This window comes from Muricoccus radiodurans, assembly GCF_050154705.1.
Taxonomy (GTDB): Bacteria; Pseudomonadota; Alphaproteobacteria; order Acetobacterales; family Acetobacteraceae; genus Roseomonas; species Roseomonas radiodurans.
In genome coordinates, this window is sequence record NZ_CP189561.1 from 2,441,956 (window position 1) to 2,456,773 (window position 14,818).

Here is a 14,818-nt window from a genome sequence, read left to right on the forward strand (position 1 = left end):
GCGCCAGTTCGGTCCGGCGCCTTCGAAAGCAGTCTAAGCCGGGTCGCGCGCTCGGGCCTACAGCTTGCCCACCTAGAGCTTGAAGGTCTCCAGCGAGGATGGATGGAACAGATCCTCCGGCCGCAGCCGGCGGGACGACAGACCCTGCGCGTGGTGCGCCTCCAGGAAGGCGTCCAGCACGTGGCGGTTCGGCTCCAGGCCGTAGGACCAGAAATCATGGCCCATCAGGACGCGCGCCTCGGCCAGCCGCTCCTCGACGAAGGGCAGCGTCACCTTCGTCGCGGCGGTGTTGGTCAGGCGGGCGAGCGCGACCGCCTTCGACTCCTCGAACGCCTTGACCAGGGCGGCGGGCAGGTAGCCGTGGCGCTCCACCACGTCCCGGCGCACGCCCAACAGGTGCATGATCGGGAAGATCCGGGTCTTGCCGTACCATTCCTTCGCCGCTGCCACCGGGTCCGCCCAGAGCCGGCCGATGTTTGGCGCGCCGCGCTCGAAGCAGGATGGCGCGCGCGGCCCGATCACCGCATCCAGCGTCCCGTCCGCCAGGGCGGAGGAGATGGTGGCGCCGGGCGGCAGGGTCTCCAGGCGCACGCCGGATGGCGGCGTGAAGGCGACCTTCTCCTCCCGCGTCGGGTCCTCATAGCCGCCTCGCACCCAGGTGATGTCAGCCGGGCGGACGCCGTATTCCTGTTCCAGGATCACCCGCACCCAGACATTGGCCGTGACCTGGTACTCCGGCACGCCGACGCGCCGCCCCTTCAGGTCCTGCGGCGTCGCGATGCCGCGGTCCGTGCGGATGTAGATCGAGGTGTGCCGGAAGGCCCGCGACGGAAACACGGGCACCGCGACGTACGGCGAGTTCCCGGCCGCCGTCTTCATCGTATAGGACGACATGGACAGCTCGCAGATGTCGAAATCGGCGTAGCGGAAGGCGCGGAAGAAGATCTCCTCCGGATCGAGGATGGAGAAGACCGGGTCCACCCCGTCGATCTGCACGGTGCCGTCCACCAGCGGGCGGATGCGGTCGTAGTCGCCGATCGCCAGCGAGAGTCTCAGCTTCGACATGAATTCAGTCCTCCTGTGCGGAGCTGGCGGCGGCCGCGAGGATGGCGATGACGTCGTTCTCCGCCGCGGCCGCCGATTGGTAGCGCGGCTGCGTCGTCACAAAGGGCGCGGGCGCGTCGTGTGGCTTGTAGATCTCGACGTAGAACTTGCCGGACGCCTTGTCCTCGGCGGCCTCGATCCGGATCAACGGCATGGCGTGCTCTCCCTCAGACCTGGTGACGGAGCGTGATCTCGCGCCCCCCGCGCGCGGAGTCCAGGATGCCGAGGCAGATCTCCAGCGTCGCCATTCCCCATTCCCCGGAATGCAGCGGCGGTTGCCCAAGCGCGACGGCGGCGAAGAGTTCGTCCCCCACCTCTGCCCGCGGAACCTCGGGCGGCGGCAGGGGTTCGAAGCGGCGCTCGCCATCGGCGTAGATCATCACGCCGTCCGGCATCGGCCGGAGGTCGGCGCCCTCGCAGGACACGATGACCAGGCCGAAGTGGTTGTGCGCCGGCGGCGGCGTCGCGCGGCGGGCCTCCGAGGCGTCGAGATTCGTCCCGTAGGCGCGCCGGTTCTTCAGCGCCGCCTCCTCCTCGCGCGACGCCACCTTCGCGAGGGCGGCCCGTGCCTCCCCGTAGCGATCGGGATCGCGGCGCGTCCCCATTTCCCCGATCCAGCCGGCGAACTCGTCCGTGTCGAAATGCGCGTGGCCGGAATAGGCGAGGTTTGCCGCCATCCCCTCCCCGAAGTCGAGGAAAGCGTTGTAGGCGCCCTCCGTCCCCCGGGCCGGGTCCCAGACGCCGGCGGCCGCGCGGACGGACCGCGCCGGCCGCCCTGCCAGCAGCCGCACCACCTCCACCTGATGCGGGGCCTGGGAGAAGATCGCGCCGCCCCCTTGCGCCGTGTCCAGCTCCTCCGGCCGACGGGGGCGATAAAGGTAATCCGTGAAGTTCAGCGCGTTGATCATCCGCACCGCGCCGTATTGCCCGGACCGGATCAGCTCCCGCGCGCGGAGATAGGGCGCGTCGAAGGAATGGCTGTGTCCGACGATCAGGTGCACGCTCCCCGCCCGCGCCGCCTCGACCATCGCGCGGGCATCGGCGAGGGTCAGCGCCATCGGCTTTTCCACCAGCACATGCTTCCCGCGTGATGCGGCGGCGCGGACGTGCTGAAGGTGGAACTGATGGGGGCTGGCGACATAGACCGCGTCCACGCCGGGGTCGGCGCAGAGCGCATCCACGTCCTCGTAGGTCCGTGCCCCCTCGAAGTCGCGGGCGAAGGTGTCGCGCGCCTCGGCCCGCGGGTCGGCGGCGGCGACCAGCCGCAGCCGGGGATGATGGACCAGGGTCGGCAGCATCAGCATGAAGGCGCGGCCGAGCCCGACCACGCCGAGCCGGACCCGCTCCATCAGAGATCGAGCACCAGCAGGTCCGACTTCGCGCGGGAGACGCAGACCATCAGGCTCTTCTTCCGCTCCGCCGGGGACAGGACCATGTCGCGATGGTCCACCTTCCCTTCCAGGTAGCCGGTGCGGCAGGTGCCGCAGGTCCCGCTCTCGCAGGAGGAGGGGACGCGCCGGCCGTGGCCGCGCAGCACCTCCATGATCGTGACGCCCACCGGCACCTCCAGCTCCTCGCCGTCACGGCCCAGCCGGATGCGAAAGGGCGTGTCGTCGGCGCGCGGGCGGACGAGGTCGGAGCCGAAATCCTCGAAATGGACCGCCTTCTCCGGCCAGTGGCCGGTCATGTCGCGCACCGCGTCCATCAGCGGCCGCGGCCCGCAGCAGTAGATGTGCGCCTTGGTCGGCTCCTCGAAGACGGGCCAGAGGTCGAAGGCGTTGTCGGGGTCGCCGTCGTCGTGGTGGATCGTGACATGACCCGCCAGATCCGGCGCCGACAGCTCTTCCCGGAACGCCGTCACGCCGGCGGAGCGCGTGAGGTAGTAGAGGTGGAAGCGCTTCGTCCCTTCCGCCCGGACATGGCGGATCATGGAGAGGATGGGCGTGATCCCGATCCCGCCGGCGACGAAGATGTATTCCGGCGCGCGCCCGTCCAACTCGAACAGGTTGCGCGGTTCCGACACCTCGATCTCGTCGCCCGCGCGCACGCCCTCGACGAGGCTGACCGAGCCGCCGCGGCCGCCCTCTTCCCGCTTCACGGCCAGGAGATAACGGTCCCGCTCCCGCGGATCGCCGCAGAGGGAGTAGTTCCGCATCGCCCCGCTCGGGACCCGCACGGACAGATGCGCGCCGGGGGTGAAGGCGGGCAGGTCCGAACCGTCCGGATGCCGCAACTCGAGGAGCTGGATGCCGTCGGCCGCGGGCTCGGCGCGGGCCACGCGCAGGCGCAGCAGCGCGGGGTCGTCCTCCGCCATGCCCTGTTCCTCCCTCTCGGCCGGGGATCATTAGAAAACTAAGCAAAGCTCCGCAAGCGCCTTGGTTCCGCAGGAAGGCCTGGACCCGGACCCGTCTCCTCTCGTAAAGAGAAGTTAGAATTCTAAGTGATTCCCGGCCGCGCCAGGAGACCCCGATGCTCACCGCCCAGGAGAACGACACCCTCACCCGCGTCGAAGGCGGGGCCCCGATGGGCCGGCTGATGCGCCGCCACTGGATCCCGGCGATCCTGTCGGAGCAGGTGGCGGAGCCCGACGGCAGGCCGGTGCGCCTGAAGATCCTCGGCGAACCCCTCGTCGCCTTCCGCGACAGCGAGGGGCGGGTGGGCGTGATGGGCGAGTTCTGTCCCCACCGGAAAGCCTCGCTCGCCTTCGGGCGGAACGAGGATTCCGGCCTCCGCTGCCTCTATCACGGCTGGAAGTTCGACGTGGACGGCAATTGCCTGGATATGCCGTCCGAGCCGCGGGAGAGCGGCTTCTGTGACCGCGTGAAGCACAAGGCCTACCCCACGCGGGAAGCCGGCGGCTTCGTCTGGATCTACATGGGCGACCCCGCCCGGATGCCGGACTTCGAGGCGCCGCCCTGGGCCCCGACCGAGCGGGCCAACGTGGCCATCATGAAGGTGGACCTGCCCTGCAACTGGGCCCAGATCATGGAGGGGCAGATCGACAGCGCCCACTCCTCCTCCCTTCATTCGTCGGACATGAAGCCGGCGCGCGGCGAGGCGCGGGCGCTCGACACGCACTGGGTGCGGCCCAGCACGGACAAGAACCCGCGCATCCAGGTGCAGGTGACGAATTACGGCTTCCGCTACGCCGCCCTCCGCCGCCCCATCCAGAACGCGGCGACGCATGACTACGTCCGCATCACCACCTATGTCGCGCCGTTCACGGCGCTGATCCCGCCCAACGCCTCCTACAACGTCGCCTCCGTCATCGTGCCGAAGGACGACACGAGCAGCTATTTCCACTTCATCGCCTGGCATCCCGAAGGCGGCGGCATCTCCACCGATTCCTGGCGGAAGTTCTGCGTGATGGAGGTCGGCGTGGACGTCGATTCCGAGTTCCGGCCCATCAAGCGCCACGCCGGCAACGACTACGGCCAGGACCGCAATTGGATGAAGTCCGGCGACAGCTTCACCGGCATCCCCGGTATCCCGAACCAGGATATCGCGATGTGGGAGAGCATGGGCGCCATCTCCGACCGCACGAGCGAGCGGCTCGGTGCCTCGGACATCGCCGTCATCCAGTTCCGCCGCATCCTGCTGGATGCAGTGGCCCGCCACGAGGCCGGCGCCGACCCGATCGGGCTGGCGGCGCCGCACCTGCCCCAGGCGAAGCTCGCCTCCTACCAGGGCGTCGTCCCGAAGACCGAGGACTGGCGCAAGCTCGGCGCCTCGGACGAGGAATCTGCCACGCTGGACGGGATGGAGCAGGACGAGACCGAGCAGGAGATGGCGAACGCCGCCGCCTGATCCCGGCGGCGCGGCGGGATCGGTGTAGGATCGGCCCCATGGACACCCCGATGACGGCCGCGCCCCGGACAGCCAAGCCCCCGGCGGACCCGCTGCCCTTCAACCGCAGCCTCGGCTTCCTCGTCCGGGACCTGAACCGCGCCATCCAGCGGGACCTGCAGGCGCGGCTCCAGGCCCATGGCGTCCCCCCCGGCGCCTGGTACTTCCTGCGCGTGCTGTGGGAGGAGGACGGGCTGACCCAGCGCGACCTCGCCCGCCGCGTGGGCATGACGGAGCCGACCGCCGTCATCGCGCTGCGCGGCATGGAGGCCGCCGGCTGGATCCACCGTGTCCCCAGCGGCACGGACAAGCGCAAGGTCCACCTGCACCTGACCCCCGCCGGGCGGACGCTGCGGGAGACGCTGATGCCGACCGCCCATGCGGTGAATTCCCAGGCCGCCTCCGTCCTGTCGGCGGCGGAGCAGCGCACCCTGATCGCCCTTCTCCGCCGCGTCCGGGAGAGTTTCCCGCCATGACCCGCCCGACGCCTTGCACGACCGGTCGCGGGGGCCACCTGCGCCCCATGCTCCGCCGCGCCCTGCCCGCCCTCGCGCTCCTCCTCGCCGGCTGCGGCGCGGCGCCGGGCGGCGCCTCCGACTTCCTCGGGCCCGCCGGCACCCCGGCCGAGCGCTTCCCGGCCGCCGTCCGGCCCGTGGCCGCCATCGTCTCGGACCAGTGGTCCAGCGAGGATTCCCGCGAGAGGGCCGGGGAGGCGGAGCGGGTGATCGGCTGGATGGGCATCCGCCCGGGTATGACGGTCGCCGACATCGGCGCCGGCGCCGGCTACTACGCGGTGCGCCTCGCCGATGCGGTCGGCCCGGGCGGTCGCGTGCTGGCGCAGGACGTCATGCCGGACACCGTGGCCCGCCTCCGCCGCCGGGTGGCGAACCGGCCCAACGTCTCGGTCGGCCTCGGCGAGCCGGGCGACCCGCGCCTGCCACCCGCCTCCACCGACGTCGCGCTGCTCGTCCACATGTACCACGAGGTCACGCAGCCCTACGCGCTGCTGGCGAACCTGATCCCGGCGCTGCGGCCGGGCGCGCGGGTCGGCATCCTGGACGTGGACGGCCCCATCCCCTTCCACGGCACGCCGCGCGCGCTGCTGGCCTGCGAGATGGCGGCACTCGGCTATCGGCAGGTCGCCGTCCACGATCTGAAGCCGCCGCCGCGGGCGGAATACCTCGCGATCTTCGAGGCGCCCGCGACGCCCCCGCCCCCGGAGAGCGTCCGCCCCTGCCCCGCCCGATGATCCGCCCCATCGTGGTGGCGCTGCTGGCCCTGGCGGCCCTGGGCGCCCCGCCGGCCGACGCGCAGGAGGACCGTTCCCTGAGTTGGCCGGAGCGCCGCTGCGCCCGCTACCGCGACGTCTCCACCGAGGCCTTCGCGCGGCTCGGGACGAACGGGCTGACGGCGGGGTTCCTCGAGGCCCATGCCGCCTTTCTCGCCTCGGGCTGCCGCGACCGCCGGGGTGTCTGCCCCCGCTCGGAGCAGGATCTGTCCATGGCCAACACCCTCACCGCCCTGGCCATCAACGCCGGCGCGGCCAGCACCTTCCTGCCTTTTGCCTGCCGCGCGGAGTGATTCGCCGGCCCTGCCGCTTGCCCCGGCCCGCGGCCATCCCGTATAGAATCCCGAAAAATCCACAAACCTGACCTAAAGGCCCCGATCCGGCGGCTAGGGGCCCAGGGCCGGGACCGGGACGCCGATGCCGATCACCTACGACATGATGAAGGACGCGACCGCGAAGCTCTTCGCCTGGTCGCTCCGCAAGGTCCCCGACGACACGCTGGAGGCGCTGCGCCGCGCCCAGATGACGGAGACGAAGGAGGTCGCGCGCAAGACGCTCGGCATTCTCCTTCGCAGCGCGGAGATGGCGGAGACGCAGGACCGCCTCGTCTGCTCGGATTCCGGCGTGCCCGTCTACTTCATCCAGGTCGGCACGGGCGTGCGGCTGGAGGGCCCGATCAAGCGCGCCATCGTGGACGGGTTCGACGAGCTGATCGCGACCTCCAAGCCGCCGCTGCTCGCCCATGTGACGAACCCCCTGACGAATGAGCGGGGCTACAAGGGCAAGGACATGCCCCTCGTCACCTGGGACCTGATCGACGACGCCGACTACGTGGAGATCGTCTGCCAGCCCAAGGCGCTGGGCTCCGGCCGCTGGGCGGCGATCGAGACCTTCTCCTTCCCCTCGTTGGAGACGATCGAGAAATACGTGATGGAGTGCGTGCTGAAGGCCGGCTCCCAGCACTGCCCGCCCGTGAACATCGGGGTGGGCATCGGCGGCTCCTTCGACGTGGCGGCGAAGCTCGCCAGCAAGGCGACGCTGCGGAAATACGGCACCATCAACCCGGAGCCGATCCTCGCCGCCATGGAGGAGCGCTTACTGCGCGCGGTGAACGCCACCGGCTTCGGCCCCATGGGCACGGGCGGCGATACCACGGCGCTCGGCGTGCACATCGACTACTCCGCCGGCCACGGCTTCACCCCCGTCGCCGTCTGCTTCAATTGCTGGATCAACCGCCGCACCCGCGCCCGGCTCTACGAGGACGGCCGGCTGGAGCGCCTGGAATGAGCGACGCCATCCGCCGCATCCGCCTCCCGCTCAGTGAGGCGGATACGCTCTCCCTGCGCGCCGGCGACATGGTGATGCTGGACGGTGAGATCGTCATCACCGCCGGCCTGCCCACCATCGGCCGCCTGCTGGAATGCCTGGACGGCCAGCGGGAACTCCCGCGCCCCCTGACCGGCGCCGGCGTCTTCCACCTCGGCAGCTACTCGCGGGAGACCGAGGAGGGCGGGTTCGAGGTTCTCTACATGAACCCCACCACCTCCACCCGCTTCAATCACCTGATGCCCAAGCTGATCCGCGGCTTCGGCCTGCGCGCGGTGGGCGGCAAGGGCGGGCTGGACGCGGGCTGCGTCGCCGCGATGAAGGAGACCGGCTGCGTCTACCTCTCCTTCGTCGGCGGCGGTGCGCCGCTGCTGTCGGACGCCATCCGGCGGGTGGTACGCGTGGACTGGAGCGACCTCGTCTCCCACTACCGCATGGTGACGCTGGAGGTGGAGGCGCTCGGCCCCGTCACCGTGGGCATCGATGCCCATGGCAACTCGCTTTATGGTTCCCTCAGCGAGGAAGCGGAGGCCCGGATGCCCGAGATCATGGCCGGCCTGGCCGAGGCCCGCGCCGCCGCGACGGGAGGAACCCCATGAGCACGACCCACGCGCCCCGCGCCTTCCGCCCCTGGCCCGAAGGCATCGAGCCTGCCGTGCCGATCGAGGGCTATCCGAACACCTGGACGCACACCCCGTCCCGCGCGCCCTTCCGCCGCCCCGTCACCCGCACGGAATCCACCTTTCCGACCGAGCTCTGGAAGAAGCTGCCCTGCGGCGACGACAACCTCGCGGTCGTGGCGCCCGGCCGGATGGCCCAGGGCCAGCTCATCCACATCGCCGGCCGCATCCTGGATGAGGACGGGCGCCCCGTGTCCAACGCCGTGGTGGAGCTGTGGCAGGCGAATGCCGGCGGCCGCTATCGCCACTCGCTCGACCAGCGCGCCGCGCCGCTCGACCCCGACTTCATCGGCAACGGCCGCATCCGCACCGGCGCGGACGGCTCCTACGCCTTCTTCACCATCAAGCCCGGCGCCTATCCCGTGCCGGTGAAGGACACCTGGTGGCGCCCGCCGCACGTCCACTTCTCCGTGCTCGGGCCGTCCTCGCTCTCGCGCCTCGTCACCCAGATGTACTTCCCCGGCGATCCGCTGAACGCGTTCGACCGCATCCTGCAATCGGTCCCGGACGAGCGCGCGAAGAACCGCCTCGTCGCCCGGCAGCTCCACCCGGCCGAGGTCGGACCCGACTTCCTCGGCTTCCGCTTCGACATCGTCCTGCGCGGCCACGCCGCCACGCCCGTCACGCCCTGACCCGCGACCCCATGACCGAGACCCTGACGCCGACCCAGCTGGAACCGCCGATCTCCCAGCACACGATCGGCCCCTTCTTCCCCGCCACCTTCTTCCAGGCGGGCGACAACGACCTGACCCGCGTCTCCGCCGACGCCGCGCCGACGACGCGGGGCGAGGTGATCCTCCTCCGCGGCCGCGTGACGCGGGAGGGCGGCACGCCCTGCGTGAACGCCATCCTGGAGGCCTGGCAACCCGACGCCGCCGGCCACTTCCGCCACCCCGACGACCCCGCCCACGCCGAGGCCGATCCAGACTTCCTCGGCTGGGGCCGCGCCTGGACGGACGCCGAGGGCCGCTACGAGTTCCGCACCGTCATGCCCGGCGGCTACGTGGACAGCAATCTCCGCCGTGCCCCGCACATCAACCTGACGGTGATGGGCGCCGGCCTGATGCGCCGGGTGCAGACCACCGTCTTCTTCCCCGACTTCCCCGAGGCGAACGCCACCGATCCCGTGCTGACGGTGCTGCCGCCCGACCTGCGCCCCCGCCTCGTCATGCCGCCGGCGGAGCGGGAGGACGGGCTGCGCGTCTTCCGCTTCGACATCCGCCTGCGCGGGGCCGAGGACGAGGAGACGCCCTTCTTCGAGGACTGAGGCCGGACCTTTCATCCGGGTTGGACCGGGGCCGATGATCCCGGGGAAGGCTTTGCCTTCCCCGGACCCCATCCACCAGGGGCGAGCGCGCCCCTGGACCGCGTTCCGTCAAAACCGATCGCGGGGTCCGGGGTTGGAAGCACTGCTTCCAACGAGCCTCCCGGGGGAAGCAACGCCCCCGCTCAGCGCTCCCGCCAGTCCCGCGGCCCCGCCGCCGAGCCCGGCGGCCCGAAGTCGCGCGGCACCAGCCCAGCGTGGAACCAAGTGACGAGGGTGTAGACGTCGAAGACCGGCACGCGGAAGGTCTCGGCCAGGATGCGGGAGAAGGGCGCCATGTTGTGGCACTCCAGCACGAGGGCCCCGACATCGGGGTGGCGGCGCATCATGATCTCGCCGGCCTGGAGCATGTCCTGCTCCGCGCGCTCGTAGTCGAGCACGGTCTCGTTGTTCAGCAGCACCCGCGTCAGCTCCGTACCGCCCTCCGTGCCGACGATGGGGGTGGTCGGGTCCACGTCGATCGCGCGCAGGTGGTGCGCGCCCAGCCGCTCCCCTTGGACGGTCAGCACGCCCACGCGCTTGCCGGCGGGCAGCAGGCTCTGCGCCAGCGGGATCTGCAGCAGCGACGAACTCGCCACCGGCACGCCCACATGCGCCGCGAGGTCCTTCTGGAAGACGGAGAGAAAGCCGCCCGTGGTGGTGATGCCGTCCGCCCCCTCCCGCACGAGGTCCGCGGCGGCATCGAGGAAGGACTGGCGCAGGCCGCCGCCGCGCTCCAGCACCACCTCCTTGGCCGTCGCCCCCTTCACCACCTTGTAGAGGACCGGGAAGGGCCAGGTCCGGGCATTGCCGGTGTCGCCTGGCGCGCGGGGAAAGGCGGTGTCGAGCATCAGGATGCCGACGCGCGCGCCGTAGACCGTCTTGCCGCCATGGGCGATGCGGGACATGCAGGGTTCCTCAGTCGGCGGTGATGCTGGCGCGGCGGATGACGCCCGCCCAGCGGGCATGATCGGCACGCAGCATGGCGGCGAAGTCCGGCGGGCCCTGCGCGGAGATATCCGCGCCCACGCCCTCCATCAGCGTCCGCACGGCCGGCGAGGTCACGGCCTCCCGCAGCACCTCGTGCAGGCGGGCGACGATCGCGTCCGGCGTGCCGCGCGGTGCCATCACACCGGCCCAGAGCGGCACCTCCACCTCCGGATAGCCCAGCTCCGCGAAGGTCGGAACGTCGGGCATGGAGGCGGTGCGCGCCGCGGCGGCCACGGCGATCGGCCGCACCCGCCCGTCCGCCATCAGCCCGCGCGCCGTCGCATAGGTGGTGAAGGTGAGGCCGACGGTGCCCGCCACCATGTCGTTCAGCACCTGCGACGCGCCGCGGTAGGACACGGTGAGCCACTCCGTGCCGGTCGCCTGGGACATCAGCGCCATCGCCAGGTGCCCCTGGGACCCGTTGCCCGGATAGCCGAACGGGATCCGCCCGGGCGACGCGCGCCCGGCCGCGAGCACACCGGCCAGGTCCTGTCCCACCGCGCCCCGCGCCGCGAAGAGCGCGTTCGGCATGTTCACGAGATAGGTGACGGGAACGAGGTCACTCTGCGCGTCATAGGGCAGCGATCCCATCAGCGAGGGCGCGACCGTGATCGGACCGCTGGTCGCCATGAACAGCGTCGTGCCGTCCGGCCGCGCCTTGGCGACGTAATCCGCCGCGATGGTCCCGTTCGCGCCCGCGCGGTTCTCCAGCACCATCGGCTGGCCGGTGATGCGCTGGAACTGCTCCGCCACCGGACGCCCGATCACGTCCAGCGCGCCGCCCGCCGCGTAGGGGATGACCAGCCGCACCGGCCGGTCCGGAAAGGACTGCGCGAGGGCCGCCGGGACGCCCAGCGCGAGCGCGGCAAGGGCCAGGACCATTCGTCGCATGCGAAGCCTCCACGGCACCGGTTAACAGCCGCGTAACCTGGCCCCTGGCTGCGTGGCCTGTCGACCCTGCGCGCCCTTCGTTCCGGACGGCGGCGCAACCCTGCCCGGGGTCGGCGGCGCGGCCTATCCTGGCCGTATGGACCCACTCGCCGCCCTCGGCCTCCCCTCCCCCGCGCTGAACGCGACCGGCACCTCCACCCGCGCTGGCGCCGCGCGGCTCTCGCCGGAGGTGCGCGCCGCGATGGACGCGGCGGCCGGGCTGTCCTTCGACATGGCGGCGCTGCACGGCGCCGCGGGACGTCGGGCCGCGGACCTGCTGAAGGTTCCCGCCGCCTTCGTCACCACGGGCGCCGCCGCGGCGCTGGCGATGGGCGCCGCCGCGGCCATCGCGCGCGACAGCATCGCCCGCATGAACCGCCTGCCGGAGACGGAGGGGATGCGGCATGAATTCCTCGTCGCCCGCAGCCATCGCAGCGCCTATGACCGGGCCCTGCTGCTGGCCGGCGCGCGGCTGGTGGAGGTCGGCATCCCCGACCGACAGTCCTCCGCCGGCGTGCGGGACGCCGAGGCGGGCGACTTCGCCGACGCGATCACCCCGCGCACCGCCGGCATCCTCTACCTCGCCCAGCCGGAGCAGGAGCCGGCCCTGCCCGAACTCGCCGCGCTCGCACGGCAGCACGATCTGATCCTGATCGTGGACGCCGCCGGGCAGTTGCCGCCCGCGAGCCTGCCGGACGCGCTGATCGCGCAGGGCGCCGACCTCGTCGCCGTCAGCGGCGGCAAGGCGATCGGCGGCCCGGCCGGGACCGGCCTCCTTCTCGGCCGCCCCGACCTGATCGCCTCCGCCCTGCTCCAGAGCCTCGACCTCGATTTCCTGGAGGGCAGCTTCGTGCCGGACCCGGCGCTCGCCCCCGCGCTGCGCGACCCGCGCCGCCTGCCCACCCATGGCATCGGCCGCGCCATGAAGGTGGGCAAGGAGGAGATCGTCGGTCTTCTGGCCGCCCTGACGGCGTTCACCGCGGCCGATCCCGCCATGGAAACCGCCCGCCGCCGCGCGCTGGTCGGCACGATGGCGGAGGAGCTCGGCCGCGCCAACGGCCTCGTTCCCCACGTCGTGGAAGGCCCGGCCCCGCGGCTGGAGGTGGCGGTGGATGCGGCGGCCCTCGGCTTCGACGCGCGTGCCCTGGCTCTGGCACTCGCCCGCCGCGACCCACCGGTGCTCGTCGGCCATCGCGGCCTGCGCACCGGTCGGCTGGTGCTGGACCCGGCCAATCTGCGCGGGGAGGAGGAGAGCCGTGCCCTCGGGCGCGCGCTGCGAGAGGCGGCGCGCCGGCCGACGGAGTCCGGCGCGGACGGGACCTGACCGGCCGATCCCCGCGCCGGGCAGAGCGCCCCCGTCCTCCGTGGCGTCAGACCACGCCGGTCCGGCCCATCTCCAGGAACTTCTCACGCCGCCGCGCGCGGAGCGTGCTGCCGTCCAGCGCCAGCAGCGGGTTCAGGAAGGCCTCGATCCGGTCGCCGACGGAGGCGATCATCACCTCCGCCTCCCGGTGTGCGCCGCCCATCGGCTCCGGCACCACGCCGTCCACGAGGTTGAGGCGGCGCAGGTCCTCGGCGGTGAGGCGCAGGGCCTCGGCGGCTTCCGGCGCCTTGGCCGCGTCGCGCCACAGGATGCTGGCGCAGCCTTCCGGCGAGATGACGCTGTAGATCGAGTGCTCCAGCATCAGCACCCGGTCGGCCGCCGCCAGCGCGATGGCGCCGCCGGACCCGCCCTCCCCGATGATGGTCGCCACGAAGGGCACGGGCGCATCGAGGCAGGCCTCGATGGAGCGGGCGATGGCCTCGGCCTGGCCGCGCGCCTCCGCCTCGATCCCCGGGAAGGCGCCGGCCGTGTCCACGAAGGAGAGGATGGGCAGGTTGAAACGCCCGGCCAGCTCGATCAGGCGCCGCGCCTTGCGGTAGCCCTCCGGCTTGGCGGAGCCGAAATTGTGCCGGATGCGGCTCTCGGTGTCGGTGCCCTTCTCGGTCCCCAGCACCATCACGTTGCGCCCGCGGAAGCGGCCGAGGCCGCCGACCACCGCCGCGTCGTCCGCGAAGGCGCGATCGCCCGCGAGGGGCATGAAGTCCTCGATGAGCCCGGCGACATAGGCCAGGCATTTCGGGCGCTCGGGGTGGCGGGCCACCTGGGTCTTCTGCCACGGCGAGAGCTTCGCGTAGGTGGCGGAGAGCAGCTTCTCCGCCTTGTCGCGCAGGCGCCCGATCTCCTCGGCCACGTCGATGCCGCCCGCGTCGGTGGTGCGGCGCAGCTCCTCGATCTGGCCCTCCAGCTCGGCAATCGGCTTCTCGAAGTCCAGGAAGTGGCGCATCCAGCGGTCCTGTTGGGGCGGCGGGGGCTTAGCGCAGGCGCCCGCCGGGCGCCAGCTTCCGGCCCCTCAAGGCCCCGCCAGCGCCCGCCGGGGCACCGCGGCCGGCACCGCCAAGCCCAGCGGCCGGTCCCGCGCCACCGCCACCGCGACGCCCGCCACCGCCCATCCCCCGTCCGGCCGCCGAGCCAGGAGCGGGGCGCCGCTGCTGCCGCGCGTGCCCACGCAGTCATGGACCAGGACCGGGCGCCCCTCCTGCTCGGCATTGCCGAGGGACCGGCATTCCGTATCCGCCATCAGCAACTCCGGCCGGTCCTGCTGGTAGCCGCCCAGCGCCAGGGCCGTGCCCGCCGGCATGGCCTCCAGCAGGGGCAACGGGCCGTCCGGCACCGCAAGGGGAGCATCCAGCGTCAGCAGCGCCCAATCCGCGCCGGCCGGGGCACGGGCGCGCGGATCGAACCCCGGGCCGATGATCATCGAGACCGCCCGCGCCTGCGCCGTCCACGCCCCCTGCCGATACCCGAGCAGGAAGTGCACGGACCCCGGCCGCACCAGGTTCAGCGACCGCGGCGCCACCAGGCAGTGCGCCGCTGTCAGGACGGTCCGCGGCCCAACGAGGGTTCCGGTGCAGCGACTGCCGAGTTCCGTCTGCACCCGACCCAGGGCGCGCCAGGGCGCGGCACCGGCATCCACCACCCGCCGGCGGTCGTCCGGCCCGATCCCCGGCAGTTCGGACCGCGGGATGACCTGCGCGCCGGCCGTGGTGACCGCGAGCAGCAGCAGTGCCGCGAAAAGGGCCGGGCGCAGCAAGCTGACGGGGCGATCCGGGCCCGTAGCTTCGCGAGGGTTCTGATGGTCCGGTCGCGATGACCCTGGGGAGAGGGAGAAGGAATTCTCCCTCTCCCCAGCCCCCTCGCCCTCATCTCCTTTTCTCAGGCTGCCGCGGAATCCGGCGATGGGGACGCCCGCCTCCGCCGTCCGCGGTAGCCTGACAAGTCGAGATGAGTGGGGGTCCGGGGGAGAGAAT

General features: G+C 72.1%; 17 protein-coding genes. 9 read left to right on the forward strand and 8 right to left on the reverse strand.

Going from position 1 to position 14,818, the window contains the following annotated elements; translation table 11 throughout:
- Window positions 1–72 precede the first annotated feature (72 nt).
- The 4 genes from ACP6CK_RS11960 to ACP6CK_RS11975 are packed head-to-tail and all read right to left on the reverse strand — an operon-like array spanning window position 73 to window position 3,418.
- Complete coding sequence (locus ACP6CK_RS11960) at window positions 73–1,065, reverse strand: ABC transporter substrate-binding protein (protein WP_426959173.1); 993 nt, start codon at window positions 1,063–1,065, stop codon at window positions 73–75.
- 4 nt (window positions 1,066–1,069) lie between these two features.
- Window positions 1,070–1,258 carry a hypothetical protein gene (locus ACP6CK_RS11965; protein ID WP_426959174.1) on the reverse strand — a complete coding sequence of 63 codons (189 nt, stop codon included), beginning with the start codon at window positions 1,256–1,258 and terminating at the stop codon, window positions 1,070–1,072.
- 13 nt (window positions 1,259–1,271) lie between these two features.
- Window positions 1,272–2,453, reverse strand: a complete 1,182-nt coding sequence (locus tag ACP6CK_RS11970; protein ID WP_426959175.1) for a Gfo/Idh/MocA family protein — start codon at window positions 2,451–2,453, stop codon at window positions 1,272–1,274.
- Window positions 2,453–3,418 carry a PDR/VanB family oxidoreductase gene (locus ACP6CK_RS11975; protein WP_426959176.1) on the reverse strand — a complete coding sequence of 322 codons (966 nt, stop codon included), beginning with the start codon at window positions 3,416–3,418 and terminating at the stop codon, window positions 2,453–2,455. Before ACP6CK_RS11975 ends, ACP6CK_RS11970 begins: the two co-directional genes overlap by 1 nt.
- A 155-nt stretch (window positions 3,419–3,573) precedes the next feature.
- Here ACP6CK_RS11975 and ACP6CK_RS11980 point away from each other — a divergent pair, with 155 nt between their 5' ends.
- From ACP6CK_RS11980 to pcaG, 8 genes are all read left to right on the forward strand, one after another.
- Window positions 3,574–4,911 carry a Rieske 2Fe-2S domain-containing protein gene (locus tag ACP6CK_RS11980; RefSeq protein WP_426959177.1) on the forward strand — a complete coding sequence of 446 codons (1,338 nt, stop codon included), beginning with the start codon at window positions 3,574–3,576 and terminating at the stop codon, window positions 4,909–4,911.
- 38 nt (window positions 4,912–4,949) lie between these two features.
- Window positions 4,950–5,426 carry a MarR family winged helix-turn-helix transcriptional regulator gene (locus tag ACP6CK_RS11985; RefSeq protein ID WP_426959178.1) on the forward strand — a complete coding sequence of 159 codons (477 nt, stop codon included), beginning with the start codon at window positions 4,950–4,952 and terminating at the stop codon, window positions 5,424–5,426.
- The gene (locus ACP6CK_RS11990) at window positions 5,423–6,199 is read left to right on the forward strand and encodes a class I SAM-dependent methyltransferase (protein ID WP_426959179.1); all 777 of its coding nucleotides are present in this window, start codon (window positions 5,423–5,425) and stop codon (window positions 6,197–6,199) included. The genes ACP6CK_RS11985 and ACP6CK_RS11990 overlap by 4 nt, the downstream gene beginning before the upstream one ends.
- On the forward strand, window positions 6,196–6,531 hold the full coding sequence (locus ACP6CK_RS11995) for a hypothetical protein (RefSeq protein ID WP_426959181.1): 336 nt from the start codon (window positions 6,196–6,198) through the stop codon (window positions 6,529–6,531). Before ACP6CK_RS11990 ends, ACP6CK_RS11995 begins: the two co-directional genes overlap by 4 nt.
- Before the next feature lie 124 nt (window positions 6,532–6,655).
- Window positions 6,656–7,525, forward strand: a complete 870-nt coding sequence (locus tag ACP6CK_RS12000) for a fumarate hydratase (protein WP_426959182.1) — start codon at window positions 6,656–6,658, stop codon at window positions 7,523–7,525.
- The gene (locus ACP6CK_RS12005; RefSeq protein WP_426959183.1) at window positions 7,522–8,163 is read left to right on the forward strand and encodes a fumarate hydratase C-terminal domain-containing protein; all 642 of its coding nucleotides are present in this window, start codon (window positions 7,522–7,524) and stop codon (window positions 8,161–8,163) included. Before ACP6CK_RS12000 ends, ACP6CK_RS12005 begins: the two co-directional genes overlap by 4 nt.
- The gene (locus tag ACP6CK_RS12010; protein WP_426959184.1) at window positions 8,160–8,876 is read left to right on the forward strand and encodes a protocatechuate 3,4-dioxygenase subunit beta; all 717 of its coding nucleotides are present in this window, start codon (window positions 8,160–8,162) and stop codon (window positions 8,874–8,876) included. Before ACP6CK_RS12005 ends, ACP6CK_RS12010 begins: the two co-directional genes overlap by 4 nt.
- 11 nt (window positions 8,877–8,887) lie before the next feature.
- The gene (pcaG, locus tag ACP6CK_RS12015; RefSeq protein ID WP_426959185.1) at window positions 8,888–9,511 is read left to right on the forward strand and encodes a protocatechuate 3,4-dioxygenase subunit alpha; all 624 of its coding nucleotides are present in this window, start codon (window positions 8,888–8,890) and stop codon (window positions 9,509–9,511) included.
- A 182-nt stretch (window positions 9,512–9,693) separates the two neighbouring features.
- On the opposite strand, the gene ACP6CK_RS12020 is transcribed toward pcaG, so the two are convergent.
- Both ACP6CK_RS12020 and ACP6CK_RS12025 read right to left on the reverse strand, forming a co-directional pair.
- Window positions 9,694–10,455, reverse strand: coding sequence for an aspartate/glutamate racemase family protein (locus tag ACP6CK_RS12020; RefSeq protein ID WP_426959186.1), 762 nt, complete (start codon window positions 10,453–10,455; stop codon window positions 9,694–9,696).
- A 10-nt stretch (window positions 10,456–10,465) separates the two neighbouring features.
- Window positions 10,466–11,428 (reverse strand): Bug family tripartite tricarboxylate transporter substrate binding protein, encoded by a 963-nt coding sequence (locus ACP6CK_RS12025; protein ID WP_426959187.1) that lies wholly within the window; start codon window positions 11,426–11,428, stop codon window positions 10,466–10,468.
- 52 nt (window positions 11,429–11,480) lie between these two features.
- On the opposite strand from ACP6CK_RS12025, the gene ACP6CK_RS12030 reads away from it, so the two are divergent.
- Entirely contained in the window at window positions 11,481–12,791 is a 1,311-nt protein-coding gene (locus tag ACP6CK_RS12030; protein ID WP_426959188.1) for an aminotransferase class V-fold PLP-dependent enzyme, read from the forward strand.
- A 46-nt stretch (window positions 12,792–12,837) separates the two neighbouring features.
- Here the strand turns inward: ACP6CK_RS12030 and ACP6CK_RS12035 are convergent, their stop codons facing one another.
- Both ACP6CK_RS12035 and ACP6CK_RS12040 read right to left on the reverse strand, forming a co-directional pair.
- A complete protein-coding gene (locus tag ACP6CK_RS12035; RefSeq protein WP_426959189.1) occupies window positions 12,838–13,794 on the reverse strand; it encodes an acetyl-CoA carboxylase carboxyltransferase subunit alpha in 957 nt (318 codons plus the stop codon).
- 66 nt (window positions 13,795–13,860) lie between these two features.
- Window positions 13,861–14,601: a trypsin-like serine peptidase gene (locus tag ACP6CK_RS12040; RefSeq protein WP_426959190.1), complete on the reverse strand. Its 741-nt coding sequence runs from the start codon at window positions 14,599–14,601 to the stop codon at window positions 13,861–13,863.
- Between the last annotated feature and the right edge of the window lie 217 nt (window positions 14,602–14,818).